Source organism: Flagellimonas ulvae, from assembly GCF_049333175.1.
Lineage (GTDB): Bacteria > Bacteroidota > Bacteroidia > Flavobacteriales > Flavobacteriaceae > Flagellimonas.
In genome coordinates, this window is record NZ_CP186325.1 from 102,013 (window position 1) to 125,576 (window position 23,564).

General features: G+C 37.4%; 24 protein-coding genes. 14 read left to right on the plus strand and 10 right to left on the minus strand.

What is annotated here, in order from left to right; translation table 11 throughout:
- The first annotated feature begins 1 nt into the window (after position 1).
- A complete protein-coding gene (locus ACOKFD_RS00475) occupies positions 2-2,014 on the plus strand; it encodes a urocanate hydratase (RefSeq protein WP_422859453.1) in 2,013 nt (670 codons plus the stop codon).
- A gap of 1 nt (position 2,015) precedes the next feature.
- Positions 2,016-2,987: a formimidoylglutamase gene (gene hutG, locus ACOKFD_RS00480; RefSeq protein ID WP_422859454.1), complete on the plus strand. Its 972-nt coding sequence runs from the start codon at positions 2,016-2,018 to the stop codon at positions 2,985-2,987.
- 50 nt (positions 2,988-3,037) lie between these two features.
- On the opposite strand, the gene ACOKFD_RS00485 is transcribed toward hutG, so the two are convergent.
- Positions 3,038-3,424 (minus strand): hypothetical protein, encoded by a 387-nt coding sequence (locus tag ACOKFD_RS00485; protein WP_422859455.1) that lies wholly within the window; start codon positions 3,422-3,424, stop codon positions 3,038-3,040.
- 5 nt (positions 3,425-3,429) lie between these two features.
- Positions 3,430-4,002: an RNA polymerase sigma factor gene (locus ACOKFD_RS00490; protein ID WP_422859456.1), complete on the minus strand. Its 573-nt coding sequence runs from the start codon at positions 4,000-4,002 to the stop codon at positions 3,430-3,432.
- A gap of 134 nt (positions 4,003-4,136) precedes the next feature.
- On the opposite strand from ACOKFD_RS00490, the gene ACOKFD_RS00495 reads away from it, so the two are divergent.
- Entirely contained in the window at positions 4,137-4,490 is a 354-nt protein-coding gene (locus tag ACOKFD_RS00495; RefSeq protein ID WP_298997885.1) for a DUF6249 domain-containing protein, read from the plus strand.
- Positions 4,491-4,542: 52 nt separating this feature from the next.
- Here the strand turns inward: ACOKFD_RS00495 and ACOKFD_RS00500 are convergent, their stop codons facing one another.
- From ACOKFD_RS00500 to ACOKFD_RS00510, 3 genes are read right to left on the minus strand one after another with little or no spacing between them, the layout of a single operon-like run.
- On the minus strand, positions 4,543-5,085 hold the full coding sequence (locus tag ACOKFD_RS00500) for an RsmD family RNA methyltransferase (protein ID WP_422859457.1): 543 nt from the start codon (positions 5,083-5,085) through the stop codon (positions 4,543-4,545).
- The gene (locus ACOKFD_RS00505) at positions 5,085-5,906 is read right to left on the minus strand and encodes a DUF3822 family protein (RefSeq protein WP_422859458.1); all 822 of its coding nucleotides are present in this window, start codon (positions 5,904-5,906) and stop codon (positions 5,085-5,087) included. Before ACOKFD_RS00505 ends, ACOKFD_RS00500 begins: the two co-directional genes overlap by 1 nt.
- Positions 5,887-6,534 (minus strand): hypothetical protein, encoded by a 648-nt coding sequence (locus tag ACOKFD_RS00510; protein ID WP_298999754.1) that lies wholly within the window; start codon positions 6,532-6,534, stop codon positions 5,887-5,889. The genes ACOKFD_RS00505 and ACOKFD_RS00510 overlap by 20 nt, the downstream gene beginning before the upstream one ends.
- 193 nt (positions 6,535-6,727) lie before the next feature.
- Between ACOKFD_RS00510 and ACOKFD_RS00515 the strand changes: the two genes are divergently transcribed.
- Genes ACOKFD_RS00515 through ACOKFD_RS00535 form a run of 5 tightly spaced genes read left to right on the plus strand, consistent with a single transcriptional unit; the run spans position 6,728 to position 10,736 of the window.
- Positions 6,728-8,161: an ATP-dependent DNA helicase gene (locus tag ACOKFD_RS00515; RefSeq protein ID WP_422859459.1), complete on the plus strand. Its 1,434-nt coding sequence runs from the start codon at positions 6,728-6,730 to the stop codon at positions 8,159-8,161.
- 28 nt (positions 8,162-8,189) lie between these two features.
- Complete coding sequence (locus tag ACOKFD_RS00520) at positions 8,190-8,765, plus strand: DUF4126 domain-containing protein (RefSeq protein ID WP_422859460.1); 576 nt, start codon at positions 8,190-8,192, stop codon at positions 8,763-8,765.
- Positions 8,766-8,779: 14 nt separating this feature from the next.
- The gene (gene kdsB / locus ACOKFD_RS00525; protein ID WP_422860990.1) at positions 8,780-9,493 is read left to right on the plus strand and encodes a 3-deoxy-manno-octulosonate cytidylyltransferase; all 714 of its coding nucleotides are present in this window, start codon (positions 8,780-8,782) and stop codon (positions 9,491-9,493) included.
- Positions 9,484-10,191, plus strand: coding sequence for an HAD family hydrolase (locus tag ACOKFD_RS00530; RefSeq protein WP_422859461.1), 708 nt, complete (start codon positions 9,484-9,486; stop codon positions 10,189-10,191). The genes kdsB and ACOKFD_RS00530 overlap by 10 nt, the downstream gene beginning before the upstream one ends.
- A gap of 5 nt (positions 10,192-10,196) precedes the next feature.
- On the plus strand, positions 10,197-10,736 hold the full coding sequence (locus ACOKFD_RS00535; RefSeq protein ID WP_422859462.1) for a 1-acyl-sn-glycerol-3-phosphate acyltransferase: 540 nt from the start codon (positions 10,197-10,199) through the stop codon (positions 10,734-10,736).
- On the opposite strand, the gene ACOKFD_RS00540 is transcribed toward ACOKFD_RS00535, so the two are convergent.
- From ACOKFD_RS00540 to ACOKFD_RS00550, 3 genes are all read right to left on the minus strand, one after another.
- Complete coding sequence (locus tag ACOKFD_RS00540) at positions 10,733-11,227, minus strand: hypothetical protein (protein ID WP_422859463.1); 495 nt, start codon at positions 11,225-11,227, stop codon at positions 10,733-10,735. The two genes, ACOKFD_RS00535 and ACOKFD_RS00540, sit on opposite strands and share 4 nt — an antisense overlap.
- 72 nt (positions 11,228-11,299) lie before the next feature.
- Positions 11,300-12,907 carry an alanine/glycine:cation symporter family protein gene (locus ACOKFD_RS00545; protein WP_422859464.1) on the minus strand — a complete coding sequence of 536 codons (1,608 nt, stop codon included), beginning with the start codon at positions 12,905-12,907 and terminating at the stop codon, positions 11,300-11,302.
- A 103-nt stretch (positions 12,908-13,010) separates the two neighbouring features.
- A complete protein-coding gene (locus tag ACOKFD_RS00550) occupies positions 13,011-13,724 on the minus strand; it encodes a hypothetical protein (RefSeq protein ID WP_422859465.1) in 714 nt (237 codons plus the stop codon).
- 1,228 nt (positions 13,725-14,952) lie between these two features.
- Here ACOKFD_RS00550 and ACOKFD_RS00555 point away from each other — a divergent pair.
- The 5 genes from ACOKFD_RS00555 to ACOKFD_RS00575 all read left to right on the plus strand — a co-directional run bounded on the left by ACOKFD_RS00555 (position 14,953) and on the right by ACOKFD_RS00575 (position 21,507).
- Positions 14,953-15,729 (plus strand): DUF2490 domain-containing protein, encoded by a 777-nt coding sequence (locus ACOKFD_RS00555; protein ID WP_298997905.1) that lies wholly within the window; start codon positions 14,953-14,955, stop codon positions 15,727-15,729.
- A 551-nt stretch (positions 15,730-16,280) separates the two neighbouring features.
- Entirely contained in the window at positions 16,281-16,997 is a 717-nt protein-coding gene (locus ACOKFD_RS00560) for a DJ-1/PfpI family protein (RefSeq protein WP_422859466.1), read from the plus strand.
- Between the two features lie 167 nt (positions 16,998-17,164).
- Positions 17,165-17,812, plus strand: coding sequence for a DUF6090 family protein (locus ACOKFD_RS00565; protein ID WP_422859467.1), 648 nt, complete (start codon positions 17,165-17,167; stop codon positions 17,810-17,812).
- A gap of 640 nt (positions 17,813-18,452) precedes the next feature.
- A complete protein-coding gene (locus tag ACOKFD_RS00570; protein WP_422859468.1) occupies positions 18,453-20,006 on the plus strand; it encodes a WG repeat-containing protein in 1,554 nt (517 codons plus the stop codon).
- Between the two features lie 370 nt (positions 20,007-20,376).
- Positions 20,377-21,507, plus strand: coding sequence for a serine hydrolase domain-containing protein (locus ACOKFD_RS00575; protein ID WP_422859469.1), 1,131 nt, complete (start codon positions 20,377-20,379; stop codon positions 21,505-21,507).
- Between the two features lie 253 nt (positions 21,508-21,760).
- On the opposite strand, the gene ACOKFD_RS00580 is transcribed toward ACOKFD_RS00575, so the two are convergent.
- Complete coding sequence (locus tag ACOKFD_RS00580; protein ID WP_422859470.1) at positions 21,761-22,123, minus strand: hypothetical protein; 363 nt, start codon at positions 22,121-22,123, stop codon at positions 21,761-21,763.
- A gap of 75 nt (positions 22,124-22,198) precedes the next feature.
- A complete protein-coding gene (locus ACOKFD_RS00585; protein ID WP_422859471.1) occupies positions 22,199-22,699 on the minus strand; it encodes a hypothetical protein in 501 nt (166 codons plus the stop codon).
- A 252-nt stretch (positions 22,700-22,951) separates the two neighbouring features.
- Between ACOKFD_RS00585 and ACOKFD_RS00590 the strand changes: the two genes are divergently transcribed.
- The gene (locus tag ACOKFD_RS00590) at positions 22,952-23,536 is read left to right on the plus strand and encodes a hypothetical protein (RefSeq protein ID WP_422859472.1); all 585 of its coding nucleotides are present in this window, start codon (positions 22,952-22,954) and stop codon (positions 23,534-23,536) included.
- The last annotated feature ends 28 nt before the right edge of the window (positions 23,537-23,564 follow it).

Genomic DNA, 23,564 nt, shown 5'->3' on the forward strand with positions numbered 1-23,564 from the left:
TATGGAGTCTAAAGATTTTAAATCACAAGTACTACAGGGAATTCCAAAGCAACTTCCACCACTTCGAGCATATCCCAAAGGGGGTAATCCTGCTCCCAAACGCAAGGATATTCTTTCCGTTGAGGAAAAAAAGCTGGCCATAAGAAATGCCTTGCGCTATTTCCCAAAAGAATGGCACGCCGAGCTAGCTAAGGAATTTGCTTCGGAACTACAGACTTATGGACGGATTTATATGTATCGGTTTAAACCCAAATATGATATATATGCTCGTCCTATTGATGAATATCCTGCAAAATCAAAGCAAGCTGCAGCCATTATGCTCATGATTCAAAACAATTTGGACCCAGCTGTGGCTCAACATCCCGAAGAATTGATTACCTACGGAGGTAATGGAGCTGTGTTTCAAAATTGGGCGCAATATCTTTTGACATTGAAGTATTTGGCTGAAATGACGGAAGAACAAACCTTACATATGTATTCTGGACATCCGATGGGTTTGTTTCCTTCATCTCCTAGTGCGCCAAGGGTTGTTGTTACTAACGGGATGATGATTCCCAATTATTCGCAACCTGATGACTGGGAAAAATTCAATGCCTTGGGAGTTACGCAGTATGGACAAATGACAGCTGGCTCTTATATGTACATTGGACCTCAAGGCATTGTGCACGGTACCGCAATTACCGTAATGAATGCCTTTAGAAAAGTATTGGACCATGGAGATTCCCCTAACGGAAAGGTATTTTTAACTGCTGGTTTAGGTGGAATGAGCGGTGCGCAGCCCAAGGCTGGGAACATTGCAGAATGCATAACGGTGTGTGCAGAGGTTAATCCCGAAGCTGCCCTTAAAAGACACCAACAGGGGTGGGTTGATGAGGTGTGGGAGACTATTCCCGATTTGGTATCACGAACCAAGAAAGCCATAGCGGACAATGAAGTGGTTTCCTTAGCTTATATTGGAAATGTGGTTGAGGTTTGGGAACGATTTTACGAGGAGAACATTTTTATTCATTTAGGTTCTGATCAGACTTCCTTGCATAATCCATGGGCAGGAGGGTATTATCCCGTTGGGCTTTTATTTGAAGAAGCAAATACGATGATGGCTGAAAATCCATCTGCCTTTAAGGAAAAAGTTCAGGAATCACTTAGGAGACAAATAAATGCGATAAACAATCATACTGCTCGGGGCACCTATTTTTTTGATTATGGCAATGCCTTTTTACTGGAAGTGTCTAGGGCTGGCGGTGATGTTATGGCCACCAATCAAATAGATTTTAGATACCCATCCTATGTGCAGGATATACTTGGGCCCATGTGTTTTGATTATGGTTTTGGGCCGTTCAGATGGGTTTGTACTTCTGGAAATCCAACAGACTTGGAAAAGACCGATGCCATTGCTCTTTCCATTATGAGCGATATAAAGGAAAACGCTCCTCAGGAAATTCAGCAACAGATGCAAGACAATATAAAATGGATTGAGGAAGCTGGGCAGAATAAATTGGTGGTAGGTTCACAAGCTAGGATTTTATATGCAGATGCCGAGGGTCGATCCAAAATTGCAAATGCGTTTAATAATGCAATTGCCTCAGGGAAAATTACAGCTCCCATAGTTTTGGGAAGAGATCATCACGACGTTAGTGGAACCGATTCTCCCTTTAGGGAGACCAGCAATATTTATGACGGAAGTAAGTTTACCGCGGATATGGCTATTCATAATGTGATTGGCGATAGTTTTAGAGGGGCAACTTGGGTTTCTATACATAATGGCGGAGGTGTTGGATGGGGTGAGGTTATAAATGGAGGCTTTGGGCTGGTTCTGGATGGTTCGGAGGAAGCTTCCAGCCGTTTAAAAAACATGCTGTTCTATGATGTGAACAACGGTATTTCGCGAAGAAGTTGGGCTAGAAATGAAGAAGCGCTTTTTGCGATTAAACGGGAAATGAAAAGAACACCCAACTTAAAGGTAACCTTGCCAAACTTGGTGGAAACCGATATTTTGAATCATCTTTTTGAATAACATGAAGAACTATAAGGAACCAAGTACGGATAACTGGACAGGACGTGTTAGCAACTCTGACTTATACCTTCATGAAATAGTGAATTGCGTTCCTTTTAATGAAAATTTCAAATCCAAAGGAAGGTCCATAGCCTTATTCGGTTATTCTTGCGATGAGGGGGTAAAAAGAAACCAAGGTAGGACGGGTGCCAAAGATGGTCCGGATGCCATTCGTAAGAGTCTAGGAAAGATGCCCAACCATTTACCCAATGGAGTTCAGTTGTATGATTTGGGTAATCTAACTTGTATCAAAAGAGATATGGAGGCTGCTCAGGAATACCTTGCGGAAGTTGTTTCTTCCTTGCTACAAAAAAAACAGTTTCCCATTGTACTTGGTGGTGGACATGATATGTCGTATGGACACTTTCACGGCATTAAATCCTACCTCATTTCAAAGCAAAAACATCCAAACATAGGAATCATCAACTTTGATGCACATTTTGATCTACGCCAAAATGGGAATGGGAACAATTCCGGTACTCCGTTTTATCAGATCGCAAAGGAATGTGAAGCAGAAAACGAAGTTTTCCGTTATTTATGTATGGGTATTCGAAAAGACGCCAATGACCATTTACTTTTTCAAACAGCTAAAGATTTGAATGTTACCTATGTGCTTTCTGATAACTTCAGACTACAGTTTTTAGAAGAAATAAACACATGGATTCATGCTTTCGCTAAATCAGTCGACTACATATATGTAACAATAGATTTAGATGGTTTTTCTTCTGCTTATGCTCCTGGAGTGAGTGCTCCTTCACCCATGGGTTTTACGCCACAAATTGTATTAGAATGCCTTAAAACAATCGTTTCGACAGAAAAACTTATAAGTATTGATATTGCCGAAATGAATCCTAGATATGATGTTGATGAAAAGACTGCGAAACTTGCTGCCTCATTGGTTCATAATTTGATACATACCATGTACAAAGTATAGGAAAATCCTTGCCTGGTTTCAATAAGTTTAGTTGAAGTACGAACTTAAATCTATATAGTCCTTTCCCTGCTGGTCATTTTAATTAACAAAGGAAGTTGGAGCAGAAACAACCCTAAAAGGGAAATACCCATTGCCAACGTTTTCGATATTTTAAGTCTTTGAAACAAGTTTTTCGTAAAAGCTGCACGATATGAAAAAACCATATCAAAAAAGGAAGAACCTTCTTCTGGATAGAAAACCAGCATGCTTAAGGACAGAATAAAGACTAAAGATATTAGCAACCAACCTTTCCTTGATACAAGAGGAGACGTGACCTTTTGTTGTATTTCTATGGTGTTCATGACATTGCTCAAGAAATCTTGGGATGGTTTTTCCAGACCAACTTGGTCCAATGCTGTTTTCAATACCTTTTCCTGTTCTTTGGATAGCTTTTCCATAATTTCTAATCCTTTTCGTTGACCACAGGATTAGGTTGCAACAGTTCGTACAACTTTTTCCTGCTTCTATGTAATTTTACCTTAACATTATCATCGGTTAAACGAGTAACCTTTCCAATCTCTTTGATGCTCAATTCTTCAAAATAAAAGAGGGTCACAACCGCCGCTTCACTTTCAGAAAGCCTGGAAATACATTTTTTGATGAAATCTTTACGTTCCAAATCCTCCAACCTTTCTAATGGATTTTCGGTAAAAGTTAAGTTGCTTTCGGTGATTTCTTCTAGTAATGTATCTGTTTTTTGTCTTTTTTTATTTTTTCTGATATGATCTAAAGCGGTCCTGTATGCAATCCGATACAGCCAAGTAGTGAATTTTGAGTCTCCTTTAAAATCCTTTAGAGATTTATATGCTTTTATGAAGACATCTTGACTCACTTCCTCGGCTTCTTCTTTGGTCTTAATCATGCGCACCACCAAGGTATACACATAGTTTTGATGCTTTTTAACCAAACTGGCAAAAGCCTTAGTATCACCTTTTAAGATACATTCTATCAAATATTGGTCAGTATTGTGAGTCATTTTTCAACCCATAAGACGTAAGGGAAGGTAAAATGGTTACAAAAAAACTTTTTTTTCTTGGAATTGTAACCTATTTGGAAAAGGTCACGTCCTAGAATCAAATACGAATTTTAAAACCATTTAAACTTTATACTATGGATAATTCAGAAATCATTATTATTCCCATAATGTTTGGGGTCATTTTTGGGATATTTTACCTCTTCATTTCGGCAAGAAACAAAGAAAGATTAGCATTAATTGAAAAAGGAGCAGATGCCTCCATATTTTATGGAAAGAGTTCTCGAGTCACTCCCATTTGGAAAGTAATAGTAATAAATCTAGCCACTCTAATGATGGGAATCGGCCTCGGTATCTTTACGGCAGGAATATTGATATCTTTAGGTATGGATGATGATATTGTTGGTCCTGGAGCGGGATTCTTTATGGCTGGAGCCGGTTTGCTGACAGGTTTTTTTATCACCAAGAAAATGACGGAAAACAAAGAATAAAATCAAAGCGAACGGGAATGATAGACCTTTCAAAGAACTTTGAAGGGTCTTTTTATTCAGGTTTGATGAAAAAACTGAATACACTCCCACCATATTTACGGGCTTCACTAAAGTGTTCAATGGTGCTTAAATCGGTTTGGTCGCTATGCTCAATAATCAATAGCCCATCTTCTAAAAGTAACTTCCGCTCAAAAACCAATAGAACAATCTTAGTAAACTCATTAAAAGGAAGATTATAGGGGGGGTCTGCGAATACAATATCTGCCTTTTCAGAAGTTCGTTCCAGAAACTTAAAAACATCCGATTTTATTGCTTGAATAGGAAACCCCAGTTCTTTGGCGGTTTTAGAAATAAACTGAACACAGCCAACATAAGAGTCTACAGCAATAATGGATTTACTTCCACGAGAAGCAAATTCAAAAGATATGTTTCCCGTTCCCGAAAACAAATCCAGTATTTTCAAATCTTCCAAATAGTAACGGTTGCTGAGTATGTTGAACAACCCCTCTTTGGCCATATCGGTTGTTGGTCTTACAGGAAGCTTTTTAGGTGCGGTAAGCCTTTTTCCCTTATACGTCCCTGCTATAATTCGCATCAAAGGGAATTTAAAATGGTGAAATCTATAGTATCCCCATCATCATGACTTTGTATATCGAAAGAATGTGGAGGTGCAAACACTGAAATGTTTTTGACGTAGGTATGGCATAGTTGGTATAGTTCATCATCCTCTTCAATCTGTCCAAAAAGCCGTAAATGCACATTTTCTATCCCAAGCTCTAGTTGTTCTAAGGTAAACAGTAGGTAATATAGGAAGTCTTCTTTAGTTTTATATTCAAAGAAGTTGTAGAGCAGTAATTTTTTTTCGGATAGTACCACAACTTCCATTTCTCGTTCAGCTACTTGAACATAGCAATAGGTTTCGGAGGATTTACTAGAATTATCCAAAAGTGATGATACCAAGACAGAGCCACTGTGTTTAAATGTGAACTCACCAAAAAGGTCAAAAATGTAGTTGTTTACGTTAGCAAACGGAATATAAACATTGACCAATTCATGATTGTCCAACTCATCAAAGACCACAAAATCGTTGGCCATCATTTTTGCATTGAATTTTAGATAATTAGGTAATTCTGCCTTATTGAAAAGAGGTTTGGGCACCATGCTAAAAAAGCCATTCTTATGCACCACCATTACTTCTTTGAAAGAAGTATTGGATAGATTCCTTTCATTAAGGATATTCTTGAGTTCTTTCAGCAGAAGATAAGGCGTAGAAGATGTCTTGAATGGGATATTTTCGTGAGCCAGAATCTTTTTGGAAATAGTGTCCAGCGCACAAAAAGAAAGTCCATTCAAACTAACTTGAATGGACAGTTTCTTAAAATTGTTATCTATGAAATTATTCTCCTTTTCTGTCATAAATCGGTGGCCAATTTCCATTGGTACTTACATCAGTAAGTGAACCAACCTTAATCTCCGTACCATTAACCTCCTCAACGCTTTGATGTGCATTCTCTCTATCCAATAAGTCTTTAGGCTGGTCGTATAACACAACATCCTTCTTTATCTTGGCTTCAAATACGGGAGCTTTGTATCCGCTCTTGTCTATAATGTCTGCCTTCATCTCAAATTTTTCGTTGTTCTGGGCATAAGGGACATCCATCATATTTTTATATCGGCTGTCACTCTTGAAGAGTGAATCCTTTACTTTCACAAAACCTAAGGTGTCTACAATTACAGTATCAACCTGCAAGTCAATTTGGTATACTTTGTTGTAACGCATAAAAGAAGAATCCTTCTGTTGCGTAATGGTATAACTGCCAGTATCCACAAATTTGATAAGGCTATTGAAGTCCTTTGCAAATTTGCCGTTGACTGTTTTGTAGGCTTCTTGGGCATCTCTGATGTCCTTAAGTTTGGCAATCACTTGTGAAAACCTTTCCTTTCGTACTTTCTTGAATTCAATGGGTGCATTGATGGACCCATAAATCTTGTATCCAAGGAAAATGCTTAGAAGACCAAAAACTATGACTAAAATTGGTTTGATTTTCTGTGGCAGGAACCTATCAATTAGGAAAACAAGGCCTATGGTCACTAGGCATATTAAAATAACTATAAGAATTAAGCTTAACATACTATTATTGTCTTTCTGAGTTAATTTAGCGGTTAAAGACAAATCTACAATTTTTTTTTAATCACGAAACTTTTTGCTTTAAAATTCAGGAGTATCTTTAGCCAGCATGAATAAGCTCACACCCAACGATTTTCTTAAGATACTGAAGGAGAAATTTCCATTCAATTTGACTTTAAAACAAGGAATTGCTCTGGAAAAAATGGCGCATTTTGTTTTGAACAAAACTAATGATGGATTGTTTCTTCTTAAAGGTTTTGCGGGTACGGGTAAGACCACGATAATAAGTACTTTGGTTCCTAGCTTATGGAAAGCCAATATGAGCGCAGTACTAATGGCTCCGACAGGAAGAGCCGCCAAAGTAATGAGTTCATATTCTGGAAATAAAGCCTTTACCATACATAAGAAAATCTATTTTCCTAAGAAACAAAGTTCAGGGGGAGTACAGTTCATTCTTGCTCCAAACAAGCACAGAAATACGATTTTCATAGTGGACGAAGCCTCCATGATTTCGGATACCCCAGCGGATAGCAAACTTTTTGAAAATGGGTCACTTTTGGATGATTTAGTTCAGTTTGTATATTCTGGTCATAACTGCAAATTGATGCTTATCGGAGATACTGCGCAACTTCCGCCTGTCAAATTGGATGTAAGCCCTGCTTTGGAAGAAAACCGTCTTACCCTAAACTATAATAAAGAGGTTGAAGGTTTGGAGTTGGATGAAGTAATGAGGCAGACTAGAGACTCTGGAATTCTTTTTAATGCCACTAATCTTAGAGAACAATTGCAATCTTCTTTTTACGAGGATTTCAAATTTGATGTAGGTAACTTCACCGATATCATTAGACTTGTGGATGGTCATGAGATTCAAGAAGCCATAGACTCATCCTACAGTAATCATGGAAAGGAAGAAACAGCAATTGTGGTCCGTTCCAATAAAAGAGCTAATCTTTATAACAAAAACATACGGGAGCGCATCCTATTTTTGGAAAATCAGCTTGCAGTTGGAGATTATATGATGGTGGTAAAGAACAATTACTTTTGGTTGCGCCCCAATTCTGAAGCAGGATTCATAGCCAATGGCAACATCATTGAAATTCTAGAGCTTTTTGCGGTTAAGGAGATTTATGGATTTTCGTTTGCCGAGGTAAAGGTAAAAATGGTGGATTATCCCAATCAGAAACCGTTTGAAACCGTTTTGCTTTTGGATACAATTGATGCTGAGACTCCTTCACTTCCCTATGAGGAGGGTAACCGACTCTACCAGGAAGTACTGAAGGATTATGCCCATGAAAAATCAAAATACAAGAAATTTTTAGGGGTTAAAAACAATAAATATTTTAATGCGCTACAGGTAAAGTTTTCCTATGCCATTACATGTCATAAATCCCAGGGAGGGCAATGGAATACAGTTTTTGTAGAGCAACCGTATCTATCAAACGGCATTGATAAAGACTTTCTTCGTTGGCTTTACACCGCGGTTACACGGGCCAAGGAAAAACTCTATCTCATTGGATTCAAGGACAATTTTTTTCTTGATTAGGAATACGTTATTTTAGTCCATAATGAGTATGACACCGGATACCATATTAAGCATTTTTTTAGGGGTCGGATTAGCGGCTTCCGTCGGTTTTCGTGTTTTTTTACCTCTTTTTGCTCTTAGCTTTGCAGCATACTTTGGGGTTTGGGAACTAAACGAAAGTTGGCAATGGATTGGAGGGTTACCTGCCCTGGTTGCTTTTGGAGTTGCTACCCTTGCGGAAATATTTGGATACTTCATTCCTTGGGTAGATAATGCTTTGGACAGTCTGGCCATTCCTTTGGCAGGGATTGCAGGGACTGCAGTCATGGTATCCACAGTAGTGGACCTTGACCCCGTGGTAACTTGGTCATTGGCAATAATAGCGGGTGGAGGTACGGCAACGGCAATCAAAGGAGCAAATGCTACAGGTAGATTGGCTTCTTCATCAACAACAGGAGGTTTAGCAAATCCCGTCGTCTCCACAATAGAAACAGGAACAGCAGTTGCTGTCTCTACGGCTTCCATTTTGGCGCCACCTATAGCCGCAATACTGGTTATCGTTATATTGGTTATTATTTTCAGGATTTACAGAAAAATAAGACCCAGACAAAAAAAGAGGCCCTAGTGAAAATTATTTCCATGATTCCTGCGCGATATCAAGCTTCGCGTTTTCCAGCAAAATTGATGAAAGATTTAGGTGGAAAACCAGTCATCGTCAGGACCTACGAAGCGGCTTTGGCAACCCATCTTTTTGATGAGGTCTATGTTGTGACGGATAGTGATGTTATCGCTGATGCTATTTCAAAGGCTGGAGGGAAAGTTATCCGTAGTAAAGAAGAACACGAAAGTGGGAGCGATAGAATTGCGGAAGCCGTTCAGAATATGGAGGTTGATATTGTGCTAAATGTACAGGGGGATGAGCCTTTTATTGATAAGGAAAGTCTCACCAAGGTAATTCAGGTGTTTCATGAAGATCCAGAAGAAGAAATTGATTTGGCCTCCATTATGACCCCTATCTCAGACTGGGAACAAATATCCAATCCAAATGTGGTCAAAGTTATTGTGGACAATACCAATTTTGCACTGTATTTTTCCCGTTCACCCATTCCTTATCCAAGGGATAAAGATGTAAATGCAGTTTATTACAAACACAAGGGAATTTATGCTTTTCGTAAACGGGCCCTAATCGACTTTCAACAACTTCCCATGCTAGCATTGGAGGCGAAAGAAAAAATAGAGGCCATCCGTTTTTTAGAGTATGGAAAAAAAATAAAAATGGTAGAGACTGATGTGAGCGGAATAGGAATAGACACACCAGAAGATTTGGAAAAGGCCAGAAAAGCATGGAGTTAGATTTTAAGGGAATACATGTTATTGGGTTTGATGCCGATGATACCCTTTGGGTAAACGAAACCTATTTTAGGGAAACCGAAGAACGTTTTGCGGAACTTTTGGAAGGATATGAGACCAAGAACAAAATAGACCAAGAGTTGTTTAAAATGGAAATGGAAAATCTAGAGCTCTATGGTTATGGAGTAAAGGGTTTTATGCTTTCAATGATTGAGTCCGCTTTGGATTTATCCAATCGTTCCATTTCTCAACAAACCATTTCCGATATTCTTGATTTGGGAAAACAAATGATTTCCCATCCCGTTGAATTGTTGGATGGGGTAGAGGAGGTTTTAGAAAAATTAAAAGACAAATATCGACTTATTGTATTGACTAAGGGTGATTTGTTAGACCAAGAAAGGAAGCTTGAAAAATCAGGGCTATCCCAATACTTTCACCATGTAGAGGTATTAAGTGATAAAAAGGAACGTAACTACAAAAACCTACTGGACCATCTTGACATTGATGTAAGCGAATTTTTGATGATAGGCAACTCGCTCAAATCTGATGTCCTACCCATCATAAATTTGGGAGCAAGAGCCATTCACATTCCTTTTCATACCACTTGGGCACATGAAATGGTATCTGCTGAGGATGAACAAATCAACAATCATTTAAAACTGAACAGTTTGAGGGATGTTTTGAAGTATCTAAAACATTAAGTCCCATGCAAGCTTTTTCCCGATTCCTATATTTTAAAGTTTTTGGGTGGACTATGAATGGTAGTTTCCCAGACGTGGACAAATGCGTGGTTGCCGTAGTCCCACACACCCATTGGATGGATTTTTTCTTGGGCCTTGTGGTACGCAGCATCCTTGGAAAAGAAATCAATTATATAGGTAAAAAAAGCTTGTTCAAACCACCATTTGGTTGGTTTTTTCGTTGGACGGGAGGCGCACCCATTGACCGTTCAAAAACCTCCAATACAGTTGATAGTGTTGCGGCTATTTTTGAAAAACGAAAAGTGTTTCGCTTTGCTTTGGCGCCTGAAGGGACTCGAAAGAAAGTAACTGAGTTGAAAACGGGATTTTATCATATCGCAAAAAAGGCAAATGTTCCCATAGTTTTAGTGGCCTTTGATTTTGGGAAAAAACAGGTGAAGTTTTCAGAATTGCTTTATCCATCTCAAGATATGGAAGCTGATTTTGAAAAAATCCATAGCTTCTTTAAAGGTGTTGTGGGTAAAGTCCCGGAATATAGCTTTTAGATTTTGTTCAAAGGTTTGGGTTTCGGTTTTTCCACTTTTCTGGTATTTCCAGGAAACACCATGTCAGTACTTGAATAGGTTGTGCCAAAGGTTAGAGCTGCGGTATACACCTGTTGTATCGCATCAACTAGTTGTTCCTCCGAAAGCTGTTGCAAGGGGTGCGTATAAACCGACCATAAAATCTCATCACTTAATGCGTATTTCACATCCAGGGCAGAATGAAAATTGGCTACCAGCACATTCAAAAGTTCTTCCTCTCCAATTTCTTCACGTTTTACAATAGGGGTGATAATCCGCATACGATTGGCGTTCTCATCATAAATGCAAATGAGCATGGCTTCATTGTACAGAAACTGGTATGAATTTCCACTCACTTTTACGGTATCAGCCTCTTGTTTGATTACATCATACAACAAGTCTGGGTCCATATTCTGCGCACATAAAGAAAGAATTGAGCCAAAGAGGAAAACAAAAAAGAAATAGCTGCGCATGATGGGAATTTTTAAATGAGTCGGTGTTTGGTACTTGAATTTACAGAAAAATATAGTGAGTTCGTTCTGTAGCTACTTTTTTAGAGAGCGTTTTATGAGAGAAAGATAATTGGTAAATTCTTTTTTCACGTTGGGAAACAAGAACATTAGCCCTATCATATTGGGAAAAACCAAAGCCAATATCATGGCATCGGAAAACTTTATTACGGCATCCAAAGTTATTGCGGCACCCAAAACGGTGAAAACAAGAAATAATAATTTGTAGGCTAAATCAGTTAGTTTACCACGTCCAAAAAGATATTTCCAAGCTTGAAGTCCGTAGTAGGACCAAGATAATATAGTTGAGAAAGCAAACATACAAACGGCTATCATCAATACATAGGAGGAACCTTTAATTGAACTCTCAAATGCCATGGAGGTTATGTTAACGCCACCGAGACGGCTCCCATCTTGTAAAAGAGCTTGTCCTTTCACTACATTACCGTACACAAATGTGCCATCCATATTAAAAAGAATTATCACGATTGCTGTCATTGAGCAGACCAACACCGTATCGATGAAAGGTTCCAACAGGCCTACCAATCCTTCGGAAGCTGGATAGGCCGTACTCACCGCTGAATGTGCTATTGCGGCCGAACCTGCTCCTGCCTCATTAGAAAATGCAGCTCGTCTAAAGCCCTGAATGAGCACTCCAGCAAATCCTCCAGATACAGTTGCCACAGGTTCAAAGGCTTCCGACAGGATAAGGGTAAATACGTCATCTATTAATTCGATTTTAGAAATAATGATAAAAAGTGCTGCTCCTACGTACAAAATGGCCATAAACGGCACCACTTTTTCAGTCACCTTGGCAATACGTTTAATACCCCCAATGATGACAATTCCCGCTAAAACTGCAAAGACCAATCCAATTATGCTTCCTGTGGCCGGACCAGAAAGTTCAAATGCTTCAATAATCTGGGCCGCTGCCTGATTGCTTTGAAAAGCATTGCCACCTCCAAAAGATGCACCTACGCACAGAACTGCAAAGACAATGGCCAAAAACTTTCCGAAATGTCTAAGTCCTTTTTCTTTCAGTCCTCTTGATAAGTAGTACATAGGTCCCCCAAAAACAGTCCCATCCTTATCTATGTCCCGATATTTTACTCCCAAGGTGCATTCTACGAACTTGGTTGACATTCCTAGTATTCCCGCTAAAACCATCCAAAAGGTGACCCCAGGCCCACCAATGGAAATGGCAACGGCCACCAAGGCAATATTACCAAGTCCAACAGTTCCTGATACTGCTGTTGCCAAGGCTTGAAAGTGATTGACCTCGCCCAATAGACTCTCGTCTTTAATTGTCCCTTTCAAATCTCCATCCACCTCATGGACAACGGGTTTTAACAATGATATATCTTTCTCCAATTCATCATATTTCCCTCGGACCACTTGTATGGCTGTTGTGAAATGGCGAATGTTGACAAAACCATAGTAGAGTGTGAAGAACAATGCTCCCACTATTAGAACTATAAGAACCAAAGGAATTCCTGTTCCAAACAAGACCACTTCTGACAAAATCAATTTTTCCCACCATACAGCAAAAGGCATAAAAGCCTCGTTTATTTTTTCATCTAAGCCTTTTTCAGTAGATAAAGTAATTAGAGGTAGAAGTAAATTCAAAAATGACGGTGCGCCCATAATCCAAAAGTTTCTGGAATTTCGCTGGCTGGATTGGATTAATCGGCTTATGTCGGAAAGAATATGAAAATGTCAGTAAATTGAAAACTGGCAAATACCGCTTTTACCCTTCATTTTCAAGGATAATGTTTTCTTGGGGAAGTAATAGCCTAATCTTTCTTTCTCTATGTTCCGACATTTCAAACAAAGTGGTTTTCAAAGGAACATAGTGTTTATCCTTTGTCCAACTCTGTTTGCCAAACAGTCCATCCAAAAGGGCTACAATAAGTCTTTTTATCTCATTGTGGTCATTGATGTCATATGCTTTGGCTGCATCAAAGTTTTTAGGTTTGATTTCGAGCCATCCTTCAGTTTTGTCCAGCCTACGCTCAGCAAAAAGCTTGAACAGTTTATATAAGGCTGGTGTGAGGGAAATTACTCTTTCCTCATTTCCCAAAAATCCTTGCATTGAAACTTTAAAACCATCTTTGTTGCCCAATCCACTCTTATTGATGAATTGGAGTTTTAACTGATGAGGTGAAGGAATTAAGGTTTCTGTAAGCTCTTTTACCCAACTTAAGGCAAGTGCAAAGAAAAGCATGATAAGAGATGTTTTAAATATGGCAGAGAACAACAGCAGGTTAATTGTATCGTCTAGGAGCTTATACATTTGAGCCATTACAGTTACGGCTATTGTAATTATTGAAAGCAATCCCAACAGCGGTAGTCTTCTTTTAACAAAAGATTCCCAAAGCACAAAGCCTAAAAAGAACAAAGTAAGTAACGCATAGTAGACATCCAACTCACTGATTATTGACGCTGAGTTTGCACGAAACATTTTATGAAGTGTGGGAAAAAGAGCAAAAACAAAGGGAATTCCAATGATATAGGGCCAAAAGTTTGACTTAATAAGAGGGGCGAGGGGTTTTGGTAGATACCTGAACCAGGGCAGCGCCAAGAGTATAAAAAGACTATTCAAAAGGGAAAATATGCTACGTATCCCCTCTTTAAAATATAGACCCAATCCAACCTGTTTCCAAGACACTATTTCAACTAGACCGGAAATTGACCAGCACAAAATTGAAAGTGCCAACCAAACTTGACCGAAATCATCTTGTTTTTTACCTATATGATACCAAATCGACAATAATGCAAGAAATGCGAATAAACACACCGAAAACTGCCACCATCCATAGAAAGTGGAGACTTGCATTGAAGAAACAATATCCAAATTTTAATGTATTAGATTAGAATCAAATAAATATGCTTGATTAAATATGTTTTAAAAATAGAGAAACTACCTTAATATGGATTACTTGAGTGGAATTGTTTTATTGAATGAATATAATCTTGTAAAGTAGCTACAAACTTTTTGAAATTTACCAAGTAGAGGTTTGGTTCAGTAAATACTGTCCAATCTATCAAAAAGTGAGAAAAGGGAACTAACAGATTTGCTGTTAGGAGAAACCTCAATAAATCCCATGAGTTAGGAAAGGAAGAATATCGAAAGTTTCAAAGCTGATTTCAAGAAAAGATTAGTAAAAGCATACCGAAAAAATCAAGGTTTTTAAAAGTTTAATTAAAGGATTGACAATCTTGTAAGAAATCTATGAGAAGTGAGTTACAAGATATACTTGAATCAATACCCAAAGAATTATTATGGAAGGATATTGTTGATTTCGAGAAATTTGACGAGCGTCTGTCAGCAGTGAGTGTTTTGTTTGTGAAAATTATATTGAGTTCTGCCCAGATAATAAACCTTTATTGAAAGAAGAGGTGCTATCATGGATTTGGGCATACAGGCCTGATTTAGCAAGTGAACTTTTGGAATTGGATTTGACAGAAGATTTCAGGTTTTTGATTGAATCTTTCAGAGACTCGGAGATGGACAAGTTTTGGCAACCTATAACCGGATAGTTCAAATAATCATTTATTGCTTCTACCTCATATTCTCATAGAATTAAGGAAAATAAAGGACATAATAATAAGGACATTGCCAAAAATCACCTTGGATAATTAGAGGTTTCAACCGACACTTCTTAATTTTAGGTTATAAATTAAGTTGATTGAAATCTTTTATAATTGGTCTAACAATAACTTTGTTTTTGGTAAGTCACTCAACTAAAGGCCAAGAGTTACCGGAACGTGTTGTAAATCAAAATGCGCAATTCTGGATTTCCACAAATAATGTATTCAGAATTGTTGATCGTTGGGCCATCTTGAATGATATCCATATACGCCGAAACAACTTTTTATCGGACCCTAATTTTTATTTCCTTCGTGTTGGCGGCCAATACTATTTAAATGCTAACCTTCGTTTGGCGACAGGGTACGCACACCTTTGGCTAACACCATCGGGGGATTGGGATAGTTTTCAAAACGAGAATAGAATTTATCAACAGCTAAGTATATCAAAACGTTATGAAAAGATGAACGCCTTGTTTAGGGTTCGATTAGAGCAACGCTTTTTCAATAATGTACAGGATGGTCAATCTTTAAATGACGATTTTTTTGTGAACCGTATTCGATTTTTGGTTAGTACCGGATTTCCTTTTGTAAAGGATGGGCCTACAGAATTGGTATTAGCAAATGAAACACACTTGAATTTTGGCCAAGATGTAGTTTTCAACACTTTTAATCAAAACAGATTAACTATTGGAATAAAGCATAAGCTTAGCAAGTATTGGAAAGTGGATTGCGGATATATGATGGTCTATCAGCAACTCGCAGCAGGTAACGTTTACAATTTGAACCATACTTTGCGCCTGTTCTTTTATGGCAGCTTTGATTTCAGAAAGAACAAGAATTTACCATTCGACGAGGTACGGCATGGGGAAGAATAAAATAAGTTTACGTTATGGAAACAACAGAACGTAAAGGTATTTTCCAGGTTATAGTCGTATTGACGGGGCTTAAATAGTCCTGCTAAAAACCCAAATAAAGGATTATAAATACGTTTTGCTAAACTATGGCAACGCCGAAGTGTCGTCAACGCTTAATTATTAAATAGGTGCCCGCACTTCAACAAAAAAGACGACTAAATCAGGCATTGCTTTTAGCTATTTTAGTTTGAATAGTAACTTCAAATAGATTTCTATTCAATTACCCACTTTCCTTGGTTCACCACAGCTCTGGTTTGGTTCACAACAATCATTTCGATTGCTGTGGTAACCCATCTACATTTACCATGTAATAATTTAGAAAGTAAATTTTCATTTTCATATAGTGTTCTCGTAAAAGGGTCTTGCGTCCAAAGCAAGGCTCTTTTTAGTTAAGGGTCTGAGCATTCCCTAATAGTAGCCTTCCAACTTTAGTTAATTTCGAATTCAGGAATCTTACCTTTGCCAAAGTTCAAATAAACGATTCATAAACCATTGACATTAACATAAAGGATATGATTCTTAAACTAAATTCGAAAAGAATATTTTCTCTTTTGCTCACTTTTACTTTAACCACTATTACAGTGCGTACTGCAAATGCTCAGAAAGAAGTCGACTCTGCTAAAAAAGACACCATTATGGAAATTGCTTTCATTATGTTTGATGATTATGAAACTTTAGACGTTTTCGGGCCTGCAGAAATTTTTGGTCGATTAGTAAATATCTATAGTGTTAAGTTTTACTCACTAGAAGGGGGAATAATATCAAATAGACATAAAGTACCGATTATGACTGAAAAACTGGATAGCATTAGCATTAAACCTGAAATAGTTTTAATACCTGGTGGCTTGGGTACAAGAAAAGAAGCGGATAATTTGTCCCTCATTGAAAGGATAAAAGAACTTTCTCAAGCGAGTGATTATGTACTTACCGTTTGCACAGGAAGTGCACTTCTTGCAAAATCAGGACTGCTAGACGGTAAAAAGGCAACTTCAAATAAGAGAGCATTTTCTTGGGTTTCTTCACAAAATACAAGAGTTCATTGGGATAAGAGAGCGAGATGGGCAATTGACGGAAAATATTACACTTCTTCAGGAGTCAGTGCAGGAATGGATATGTCACTGGGATTCTTGGCGGATAGACATGGAATTAACTTTGCAAGAAAAGTTGCCAAAGAAATTGAATATAATTGGATTGAGAATAAAGACTATGATAATTTTGTGGCGGAATAAATACTAGTCAGCAAAGCCTCTTTTCAAAAATAATTGCCCGATTCCCTAAAGTTCAAATAAAGGATACCCTCAACCTACATTTATAGTATTTCTCATTTAGAGGACTACGTTTTTTTAGAAACCTTAACTTTAACAATAAAGAAGAATAATCCTATTGGCCAATGAAAATGGAAAGGAAAAATATCGGGTATGTTCTAAGAGAAATACTCATAGTTATAATTGGTATAACGATTGCCTTCAGTATGAACAAATGTTCAGATAGTATAAAGAACAAAAGTGTTCGAAAGGAGTACATGATTAATCTGATAGGAGATATCTCTACGGATAGGGATGTATTGAAGTCCAACCTTACCGGCATTGACAAAAAGATTGAAATCTGTAATGAAATGATTGCAATCCTGAACTCGGAATCAGGGGATAATTTGGAGCTCTTCAATATGGTCTTTGATGTCCTGGACTATGAAATATTCAATCCCGAAAGCATCACATATAACACGCTCATTAATTCCGGTGATCTGAAATTGATAAATGATTTTAGGCTTAAAAAAGCAATTCAGGGACATTATACAAATTATGAATACGTTGACGATATTTATCAGAAGCACTTGGCACTGATTCGTGACTATTTGGGGAACTACATGATAAACAATGCAGATTACGATGAAGTTACAAAGGGCAAGCTACCTTTCCTTGACAAAACAAAGCTTAAGAATATTATCCGTGCATTGACAACCACATTGCTGGAGAAAAAAGAGGCGGCTCAAAAGGGAATCGATAGCTGTGACAGTGTATTAATGGTATTAAAATCGTATTGAAGTAATAAACGAGTATTGATATAGGGAATACTTTTTTAGTCTAATTGGAAAAACTAATCACACATTTATAAATGAGTCTATAGAACATTGTAGATAAATGTATAGAAGAAAAAAGTTCAAATAAAAGATTGTAATGACTTACCCAGAGATTGATGAAAAAATTGAGAATGCACCTAATCTTTTAGGAACGACAGGCAATGAAAGATTATATTTAAGTGGACTGATGGATGAATTCGATTATTGTAAATCAATAATAAGGAAAAAGCTAAATACATCTTGAGAAAGCTTGGTTTAGAATAAGCAATGGTATCAGATAAAGTTCAATAATAGGATAATTAAGGTTTTAGGATTCTACAAGATTTTAAATTCTTTTTTTAATAATCAGCTGATAATTGTTTCAAATAATATGTATGGCTCCAGAAAGTGCTGTAAAGGCTTTTTAGAATTGGAATATCCAGAAGTTTGACTAATGGGAAACCGAGCCAAGTTTACCAAAGAATAACAAAACCCCGTAAAGCATAGTTTGGAATTTGGAAGCAATCCATATATTCTTGGAAAAGTTCCTAGGATTAAATAAGATATATGGTTTTCATGCTATCAGCATTCCCCTTGGACAAATACTGCATAAAGAGAAAACATCATGAAATATAGTTTAAGACTCTCTACTTCGAAGAATTTACCATTTTTAATGGTTTTGGGCCTGGTTCTTTTGATAAAGCCCAGTAATGCTTTGGCTCAGACCGAAAGTTTTATGGTCCCTTATAGAAGTGGGTCGAAATGGGGCTATGCCGATTTAGATGCCAGACTTGTGATTCCCGCAGTATATGATAGTGTGGGCATACCACGCCAAAAGAATGAATCCTCCCTTGAAGTGTTTTACAGGAAAAACGGTACGATGAAAGCCGGAATCATCGATTATTCAGGAAATACCATAGTGGAACCTGAATATGATGTAATTAAGTACAATTCCTATGGTGTATTGACCTACGGCACGGTGAACTACATGATTGATGATAATCGAAAAGTTGTTGATAGCCTGCAATCCCTTTTAAATGCCAAAGGTGAAGTTTTAATAAGCGAGGGCCCTTTTAGCATAGAAAGAAATAGTAGACTCAATATGTACCTGTTAAATTACAATGATAGGAACAGCGGAACCAAGGTAGTTGTTTTCAATTCTGGTGAATCCGGAATAATACAGGAACTGACTTTGCCGGGGAAGGGAACAACATACGTTAATGACTATGACGAAATCGTCCAGGAAAAGGAGGATGGTGAAATCCTTTACTATAAAAAAACAGTGTCAGGTGAGTTTGTTTTTCAGAGGAATAACCTCAAAGAAAAGCCCCAGGTTATTGAAGAAATAAGACCTATAGAAGCGAATGATAATGAAAAGATAGTCCATGACATAGTGGTTTCCTTTGACGGTTCTTATGCAAATATTGCGGTGATTCCCGAAAATAGACCCGATTTAAACTATATAATTGAATCCATCCCTTTATCCATGGAGCTGACGAAAAAAGTCCTCCTTAATCCGGTAATTAATGATAGATATGCCCAGTTTAATGCAGGGGGGAACAACACTTGGCACGCTGTACGCTATAAAGAGTGGTATTATGGATATCTGGAACAGCAAAAAAAATATATCATGCTTTTTCCGTGGAAAAAACAAATTTTTGAGATAGAGGCTGACAAAATCTCTGAAAACATCATTTATAATTCTGTAGGGATATTCGTCAAAATCAGACGAGAAAGCAAATGGCACGTATTCTTAACAGGAAAAGGAATTGTAAATAAAGATGGGTTTGATGAAGTAATGTTCATGGAATCCGATGACCAAATAGGTGGTACGAACAATTTGTACCATTCCGTTTTTATATTTAAGATAAACGGAAAGTATAATCTAATGAATAAAAATGGCAAAATAATGCTTTCAAAGGGATATGATAAAATAGAGTTTTTAGATGGTTGCTTTCGATTGATCGATGGCAACAAGGTTGATTTTTTTACAAAGTGGAAAGAAATTCCTGCAAAACTTTCTTTAGACCATTTCTCTATAAATGAATTGGAATTAATTTATGGGGAACAGAAAGGTTATCGTCACTTTGGAAAGGTCTTCAAAAAGGAAAAAGGGTCTCAATCTGAAACTTTTTGTGGTTTCGTTTCATTGGAGGGCATGAAATTTTTTGAGGACTGACCGTTCACAAACCAACAGAAAAATACCAAAAGTTCAATTAAACGATAAAAGATAGCTCTTTTTTAAGCCAATTTTTTCCTGACCTTCTTCTTAAAAGCCGCACAAATTTTAGTTCCATAAAACGTCAATTAACGATACTACTAAAAAGAACGGGAAATGGAACTGTCTAAAGATTCCTTTTCAAAAGTGTTCAGCCGTTCCCCAAATCGGCCGTTTTGCGAGACTTAAAAATTGCAGTCCATATTCATATATACAGGATATAATCAATGACCTTATATGTCTATATGGGTTAATAACTATGTTCCTTGGTTCTGCCCAATTAGATGTAACCTTTAGAAAAATCTGTTGTCATTAAAAGAAAACAGATATCATGAATAGAATTATACCCATTTTATATCTCTTTTTGATTGTTGTCTCATGTAAAGAACAAAAAAGTGAACTGGAAGCAACAATTCGTTTATTTGATAACAGTGAAATTTCATCTACTTATCTGACAGATTTTTTAAACCAACAAATGGATTCTCTTGAAATCCCTGGGCTGTCGATAGCCATAATTAATGATGCGAAGGTCGTTTATAGTAAGAATATTGGATACGCCAACCTTGATACAAAAAAAGAGTTAACAGAAAATTCAATTTTTGAAGCAGCTTCACTTTCTAAGCCTGTTTTTGCTTATATGGTAATGAAACTATCCGAAAGAGGTGCAATTGTACTGACTCGACCACTACACTTTTATCTTCCTGACTCTCTGATGAAAGTAGACCAGCGCTACAAAAATGTAAATGCGATTCATGTACTCAGTCATTCAACAGGTTTTCCAAACTGGCGCTGGCATGACAAAGCACCGGATTCTTTAAATGTAAAACGAGGGACATTTTACATGCTTCAAAATCCGGGTGATGGATTTACTTATTCTGGTGAAGGTTACGACTATTTAGCACGTGTTATTGCCAGCAATACAGAACATAAAATGAGCGAGTTGGACAACTTATTCGAAGAACTTGTTAAAAAACCATTGGGGATTGAACATATGTATTTTACATGGGACGAATATTTGTACGAACACAAAGTATATGGACATATTGATGATAAAGTAAACAACCGAAACTGGGGTTCAGGGCTTCCCTACCAAAATTCTTATAAATTTAGCCCTTCTGGTGGATTACATACCAATGCAGAGAACTATGCAAAATTTTTGATTGCTATGATGAATGGAAAAGGGCTCTTACCAGAAACGTACAAAGAAATGCTTAAACCACGTACTGTGGTAAAGAGAAGTCATAATCGCTATAAGGAAGACGGTAACACACACTGGAGTCTTGGGTTTGCCATAACACCTTTAAAAAATGACACACTTTACAATCACGGAGGAACACATAGTGACTTTCAATCACAAACGGCCTTTAGTAAAGACTCTAAATTTGGCTATGTCTTTTTTGTTAACACTAAGAAAGGTGATGAATTAAATAGAACATTGAAGGAATTTTTAAGAATGCTTTAGAACCAAACTGGACGGAACAAGGTGTATAAGTGATAGCGGTTTAATTGACAAAACGAAAGTAGAGATGTAAAAAAAGATTAGGGTAAAATAGAATGGTTAGTGATTAGAAGTCTGCTACTACTCAAACACGGGACCGTTGGGGCACGTTCAGCCCTACGCTGACTTTTGTTGCCAAGTTCCGTAAAGCGGACCTAATTTGAATCTTTGGTGGATTCTTGAACCGATTGAAAGAATCCTATCTAGATGGATTAGCCTACCTAGAGTCTTCCAAAATCTCAATATCGGTTATTTCAAAAAAATCCGCACAAATGTCTTCAAATTCGAAGGACTCGTAAATAAATCCGCTGAATTTTACCCTTAAGCCATCTGATTTCAATTCTTCTTCCAGATTACATGGGAATAGAAGCCCGGTCGGATTTTCGTCCAATCGCTCTTCGGGATCTATAATGAAATTGCAAGCTTCTAGGAAGTCAATGACTCCATTGATATTTCTAATGGTGGAAACTATCCTCCTTCCTTCCTCTTGGAAGCAACCCGGTGTGGGCCCATCATCTGAGCAGGAAAAAAACCAAATGAGAAACACAAGGGACAAAACGAATTTGAACATGGCTTTCATAAAAAACGCAATTCAGTAGTGGTTGAACGGAACAATAGATTTGAACCTACGGGAAAAGTAAAGCTCTTTATAAACTCAGTCCGAACGCACATACTCCATTTGGGTTTGAACAGGAGCATCCGCTGGATATGATATATAGAATAAAGTCAAGGTCCTGTCAAGGATGGTGAACCTACTGCCGTATTTTTCGCCGCTTAGAATCCTGGTTTCGGGTTCTGGTCTAAATCCAATTTCCCATGATGTGGTTTGCTCATCCCTGAAAAATATACTATCACCAACAATTTCGAAGGTTCCTTTTCTAAAAGATGACCCAATGATTTTGTCTGGATTATCGTCTTCAAAACCATAGAAATCCACCGTGTAGGAATAATTGGAGTCACCTTCGAATTTATATGTGCTTTCCATGTTGAAATATCTGAAGTCGGACTCGGAGCGCCCACTTGGGATGCGGTCGTTTCGGACCCAACTCCCGATTAAATCTTCACCGGAATAAGGCTCAGAAACCGAATCCGAATCTTCACAGGAAAAAAAAAGACCTATTAGTCCAATAATACCAATTACAGATTTAAAGCTCATCTCAATAATTAATTCTTAAATAAGATGCTATATGCTGAAAAGGTTGCTCATTCGTTTTGTTAAATAAAGGTCGTGGTAAAAGCGAATCACAATTATTAAAACTTCTACAAATTACATTAAAGGTAAATCCGTTGACTATTCCAAAATTTCGCAAATGAACGTATTTCGAGACTGAATCAATTTAACTTTACCTTTATGTACATCGAAAGTATATTTAAAGCATGAAGTTTCTACAGTGATAACTGTTACATAGTGAAAAAATCGATACACCTCATTTTGTTTGTAATAAGCAGTGTTCTAATTCCAGGGCTATATGGTGTGCTTCATAATCAAGTTACTTACTCAATTTCAAATGAATACTTTACCCATTTCAAATTTCTAGTATTTGGACTACCCGATTACTATATACAACCACATCGGTGGGGAGCTGCTATAGTAGGCTGGATATCTTCTTGGTGGTTTGGGTTAGTTGCTGGATTAATTCTTGGAAGTTTATGGATTTGGGAAAATATACTTGCTCTTAGAGATAGATATTTTGCAATTGGTATAGTGGTTATTACTGCCATTGTATTTGGAGCTCTAGGAGGCATATTTTCTTATTTTTATTATCAACCGCAACGGTACTATGAGGTATTCCAATTCACTGGTTATACAAAGGAAGTTCTAGATTCGCTTAACTCAATATCCAACCCTTACGCTTTTTTGAGAGCAGGCGTAATTCATAATAGTAGTTATATTGGAGGGACAATAGGTTTGATTTTAGGCGCATTATACCTCAATAAGGCCAGAAGTAAAAGTTTAAATAAACGATGCCAAAAGAGAGAAATAATAATGTGATGAAGAAATTTGATAGATTAACGATATG

Bases quoted from the DNA above. Each gene is read 5' to 3' on its own strand.
- hutG (WP_422859454.1), top strand. From the start codon at position 2,016: ATGAAGAACTATAAGGAACCAAGTACGGATAACTGGACAGGACGTGTT.
- ACOKFD_RS00565 (WP_422859467.1), top strand. From the start codon at position 17,165: ATGGAAAGGAAAAATATCGGGTATGTTCTAAGAGAAATACTCATAGTT.
- ACOKFD_RS00575 (WP_422859469.1), top strand. From the start codon at position 20,377: ATGAATAGAATTATACCCATTTTATATCTCTTTTTGATTGTTGTCTCA.
- ACOKFD_RS00515 (WP_422859459.1), top strand. From the start codon at position 6,728: ATGAATAAGCTCACACCCAACGATTTTCTTAAGATACTGAAGGAGAAA.
- ACOKFD_RS00560 (WP_422859466.1), top strand. From the start codon at position 16,281: ATGATTCTTAAACTAAATTCGAAAAGAATATTTTCTCTTTTGCTCACT.
- ACOKFD_RS00585 (WP_422859471.1), bottom strand. From the start codon at position 22,699: ATGAGCTTTAAATCTGTAATTGGTATTATTGGACTAATAGGTCTTTTT.
- ACOKFD_RS00495 (WP_298997885.1), top strand. From the start codon at position 4,137: ATGGATAATTCAGAAATCATTATTATTCCCATAATGTTTGGGGTCATT.
- ACOKFD_RS00500 (WP_422859457.1), bottom strand. From the start codon at position 5,085: ATGCGAATTATAGCAGGGACGTATAAGGGAAAAAGGCTTACCGCACCT.
- ACOKFD_RS00535 (WP_422859462.1), top strand. From the start codon at position 10,197: ATGCAAGCTTTTTCCCGATTCCTATATTTTAAAGTTTTTGGGTGGACT.
- ACOKFD_RS00475 (WP_422859453.1), top strand. From the start codon at position 2: ATGGAGTCTAAAGATTTTAAATCACAAGTACTACAGGGAATTCCAAAG.
- ACOKFD_RS00530 (WP_422859461.1), top strand. From the start codon at position 9,484: ATGGAGTTAGATTTTAAGGGAATACATGTTATTGGGTTTGATGCCGAT.
- ACOKFD_RS00540 (WP_422859463.1), bottom strand. From the start codon at position 11,227: ATGCGCAGCTATTTCTTTTTTGTTTTCCTCTTTGGCTCAATTCTTTCT.
- ACOKFD_RS00545 (WP_422859464.1), bottom strand. From the start codon at position 12,907: ATGGGCGCACCGTCATTTTTGAATTTACTTCTACCTCTAATTACTTTA.
- ACOKFD_RS00505 (WP_422859458.1), bottom strand. From the start codon at position 5,906: ATGACAGAAAAGGAGAATAATTTCATAGATAACAATTTTAAGAAACTG.
- ACOKFD_RS00490 (WP_422859456.1), bottom strand. From the start codon at position 4,002: ATGACTCACAATACTGACCAATATTTGATAGAATGTATCTTAAAAGGT.
- ACOKFD_RS00570 (WP_422859468.1), top strand. From the start codon at position 18,453: ATGAAATATAGTTTAAGACTCTCTACTTCGAAGAATTTACCATTTTTA.
- ACOKFD_RS00580 (WP_422859470.1), bottom strand. From the start codon at position 22,123: ATGAAAGCCATGTTCAAATTCGTTTTGTCCCTTGTGTTTCTCATTTGG.
- ACOKFD_RS00485 (WP_422859455.1), bottom strand. From the start codon at position 3,424: ATGGAAAAGCTATCCAAAGAACAGGAAAAGGTATTGAAAACAGCATTG.
- ACOKFD_RS00550 (WP_422859465.1), bottom strand. From the start codon at position 13,724: ATGTTTCGTGCAAACTCAGCGTCAATAATCAGTGAGTTGGATGTCTAC.
- kdsB (WP_422860990.1), top strand. From the start codon at position 8,780: ATGATTCCTGCGCGATATCAAGCTTCGCGTTTTCCAGCAAAATTGATG.
- ACOKFD_RS00520 (WP_422859460.1), top strand. From the start codon at position 8,190: ATGACACCGGATACCATATTAAGCATTTTTTTAGGGGTCGGATTAGCG.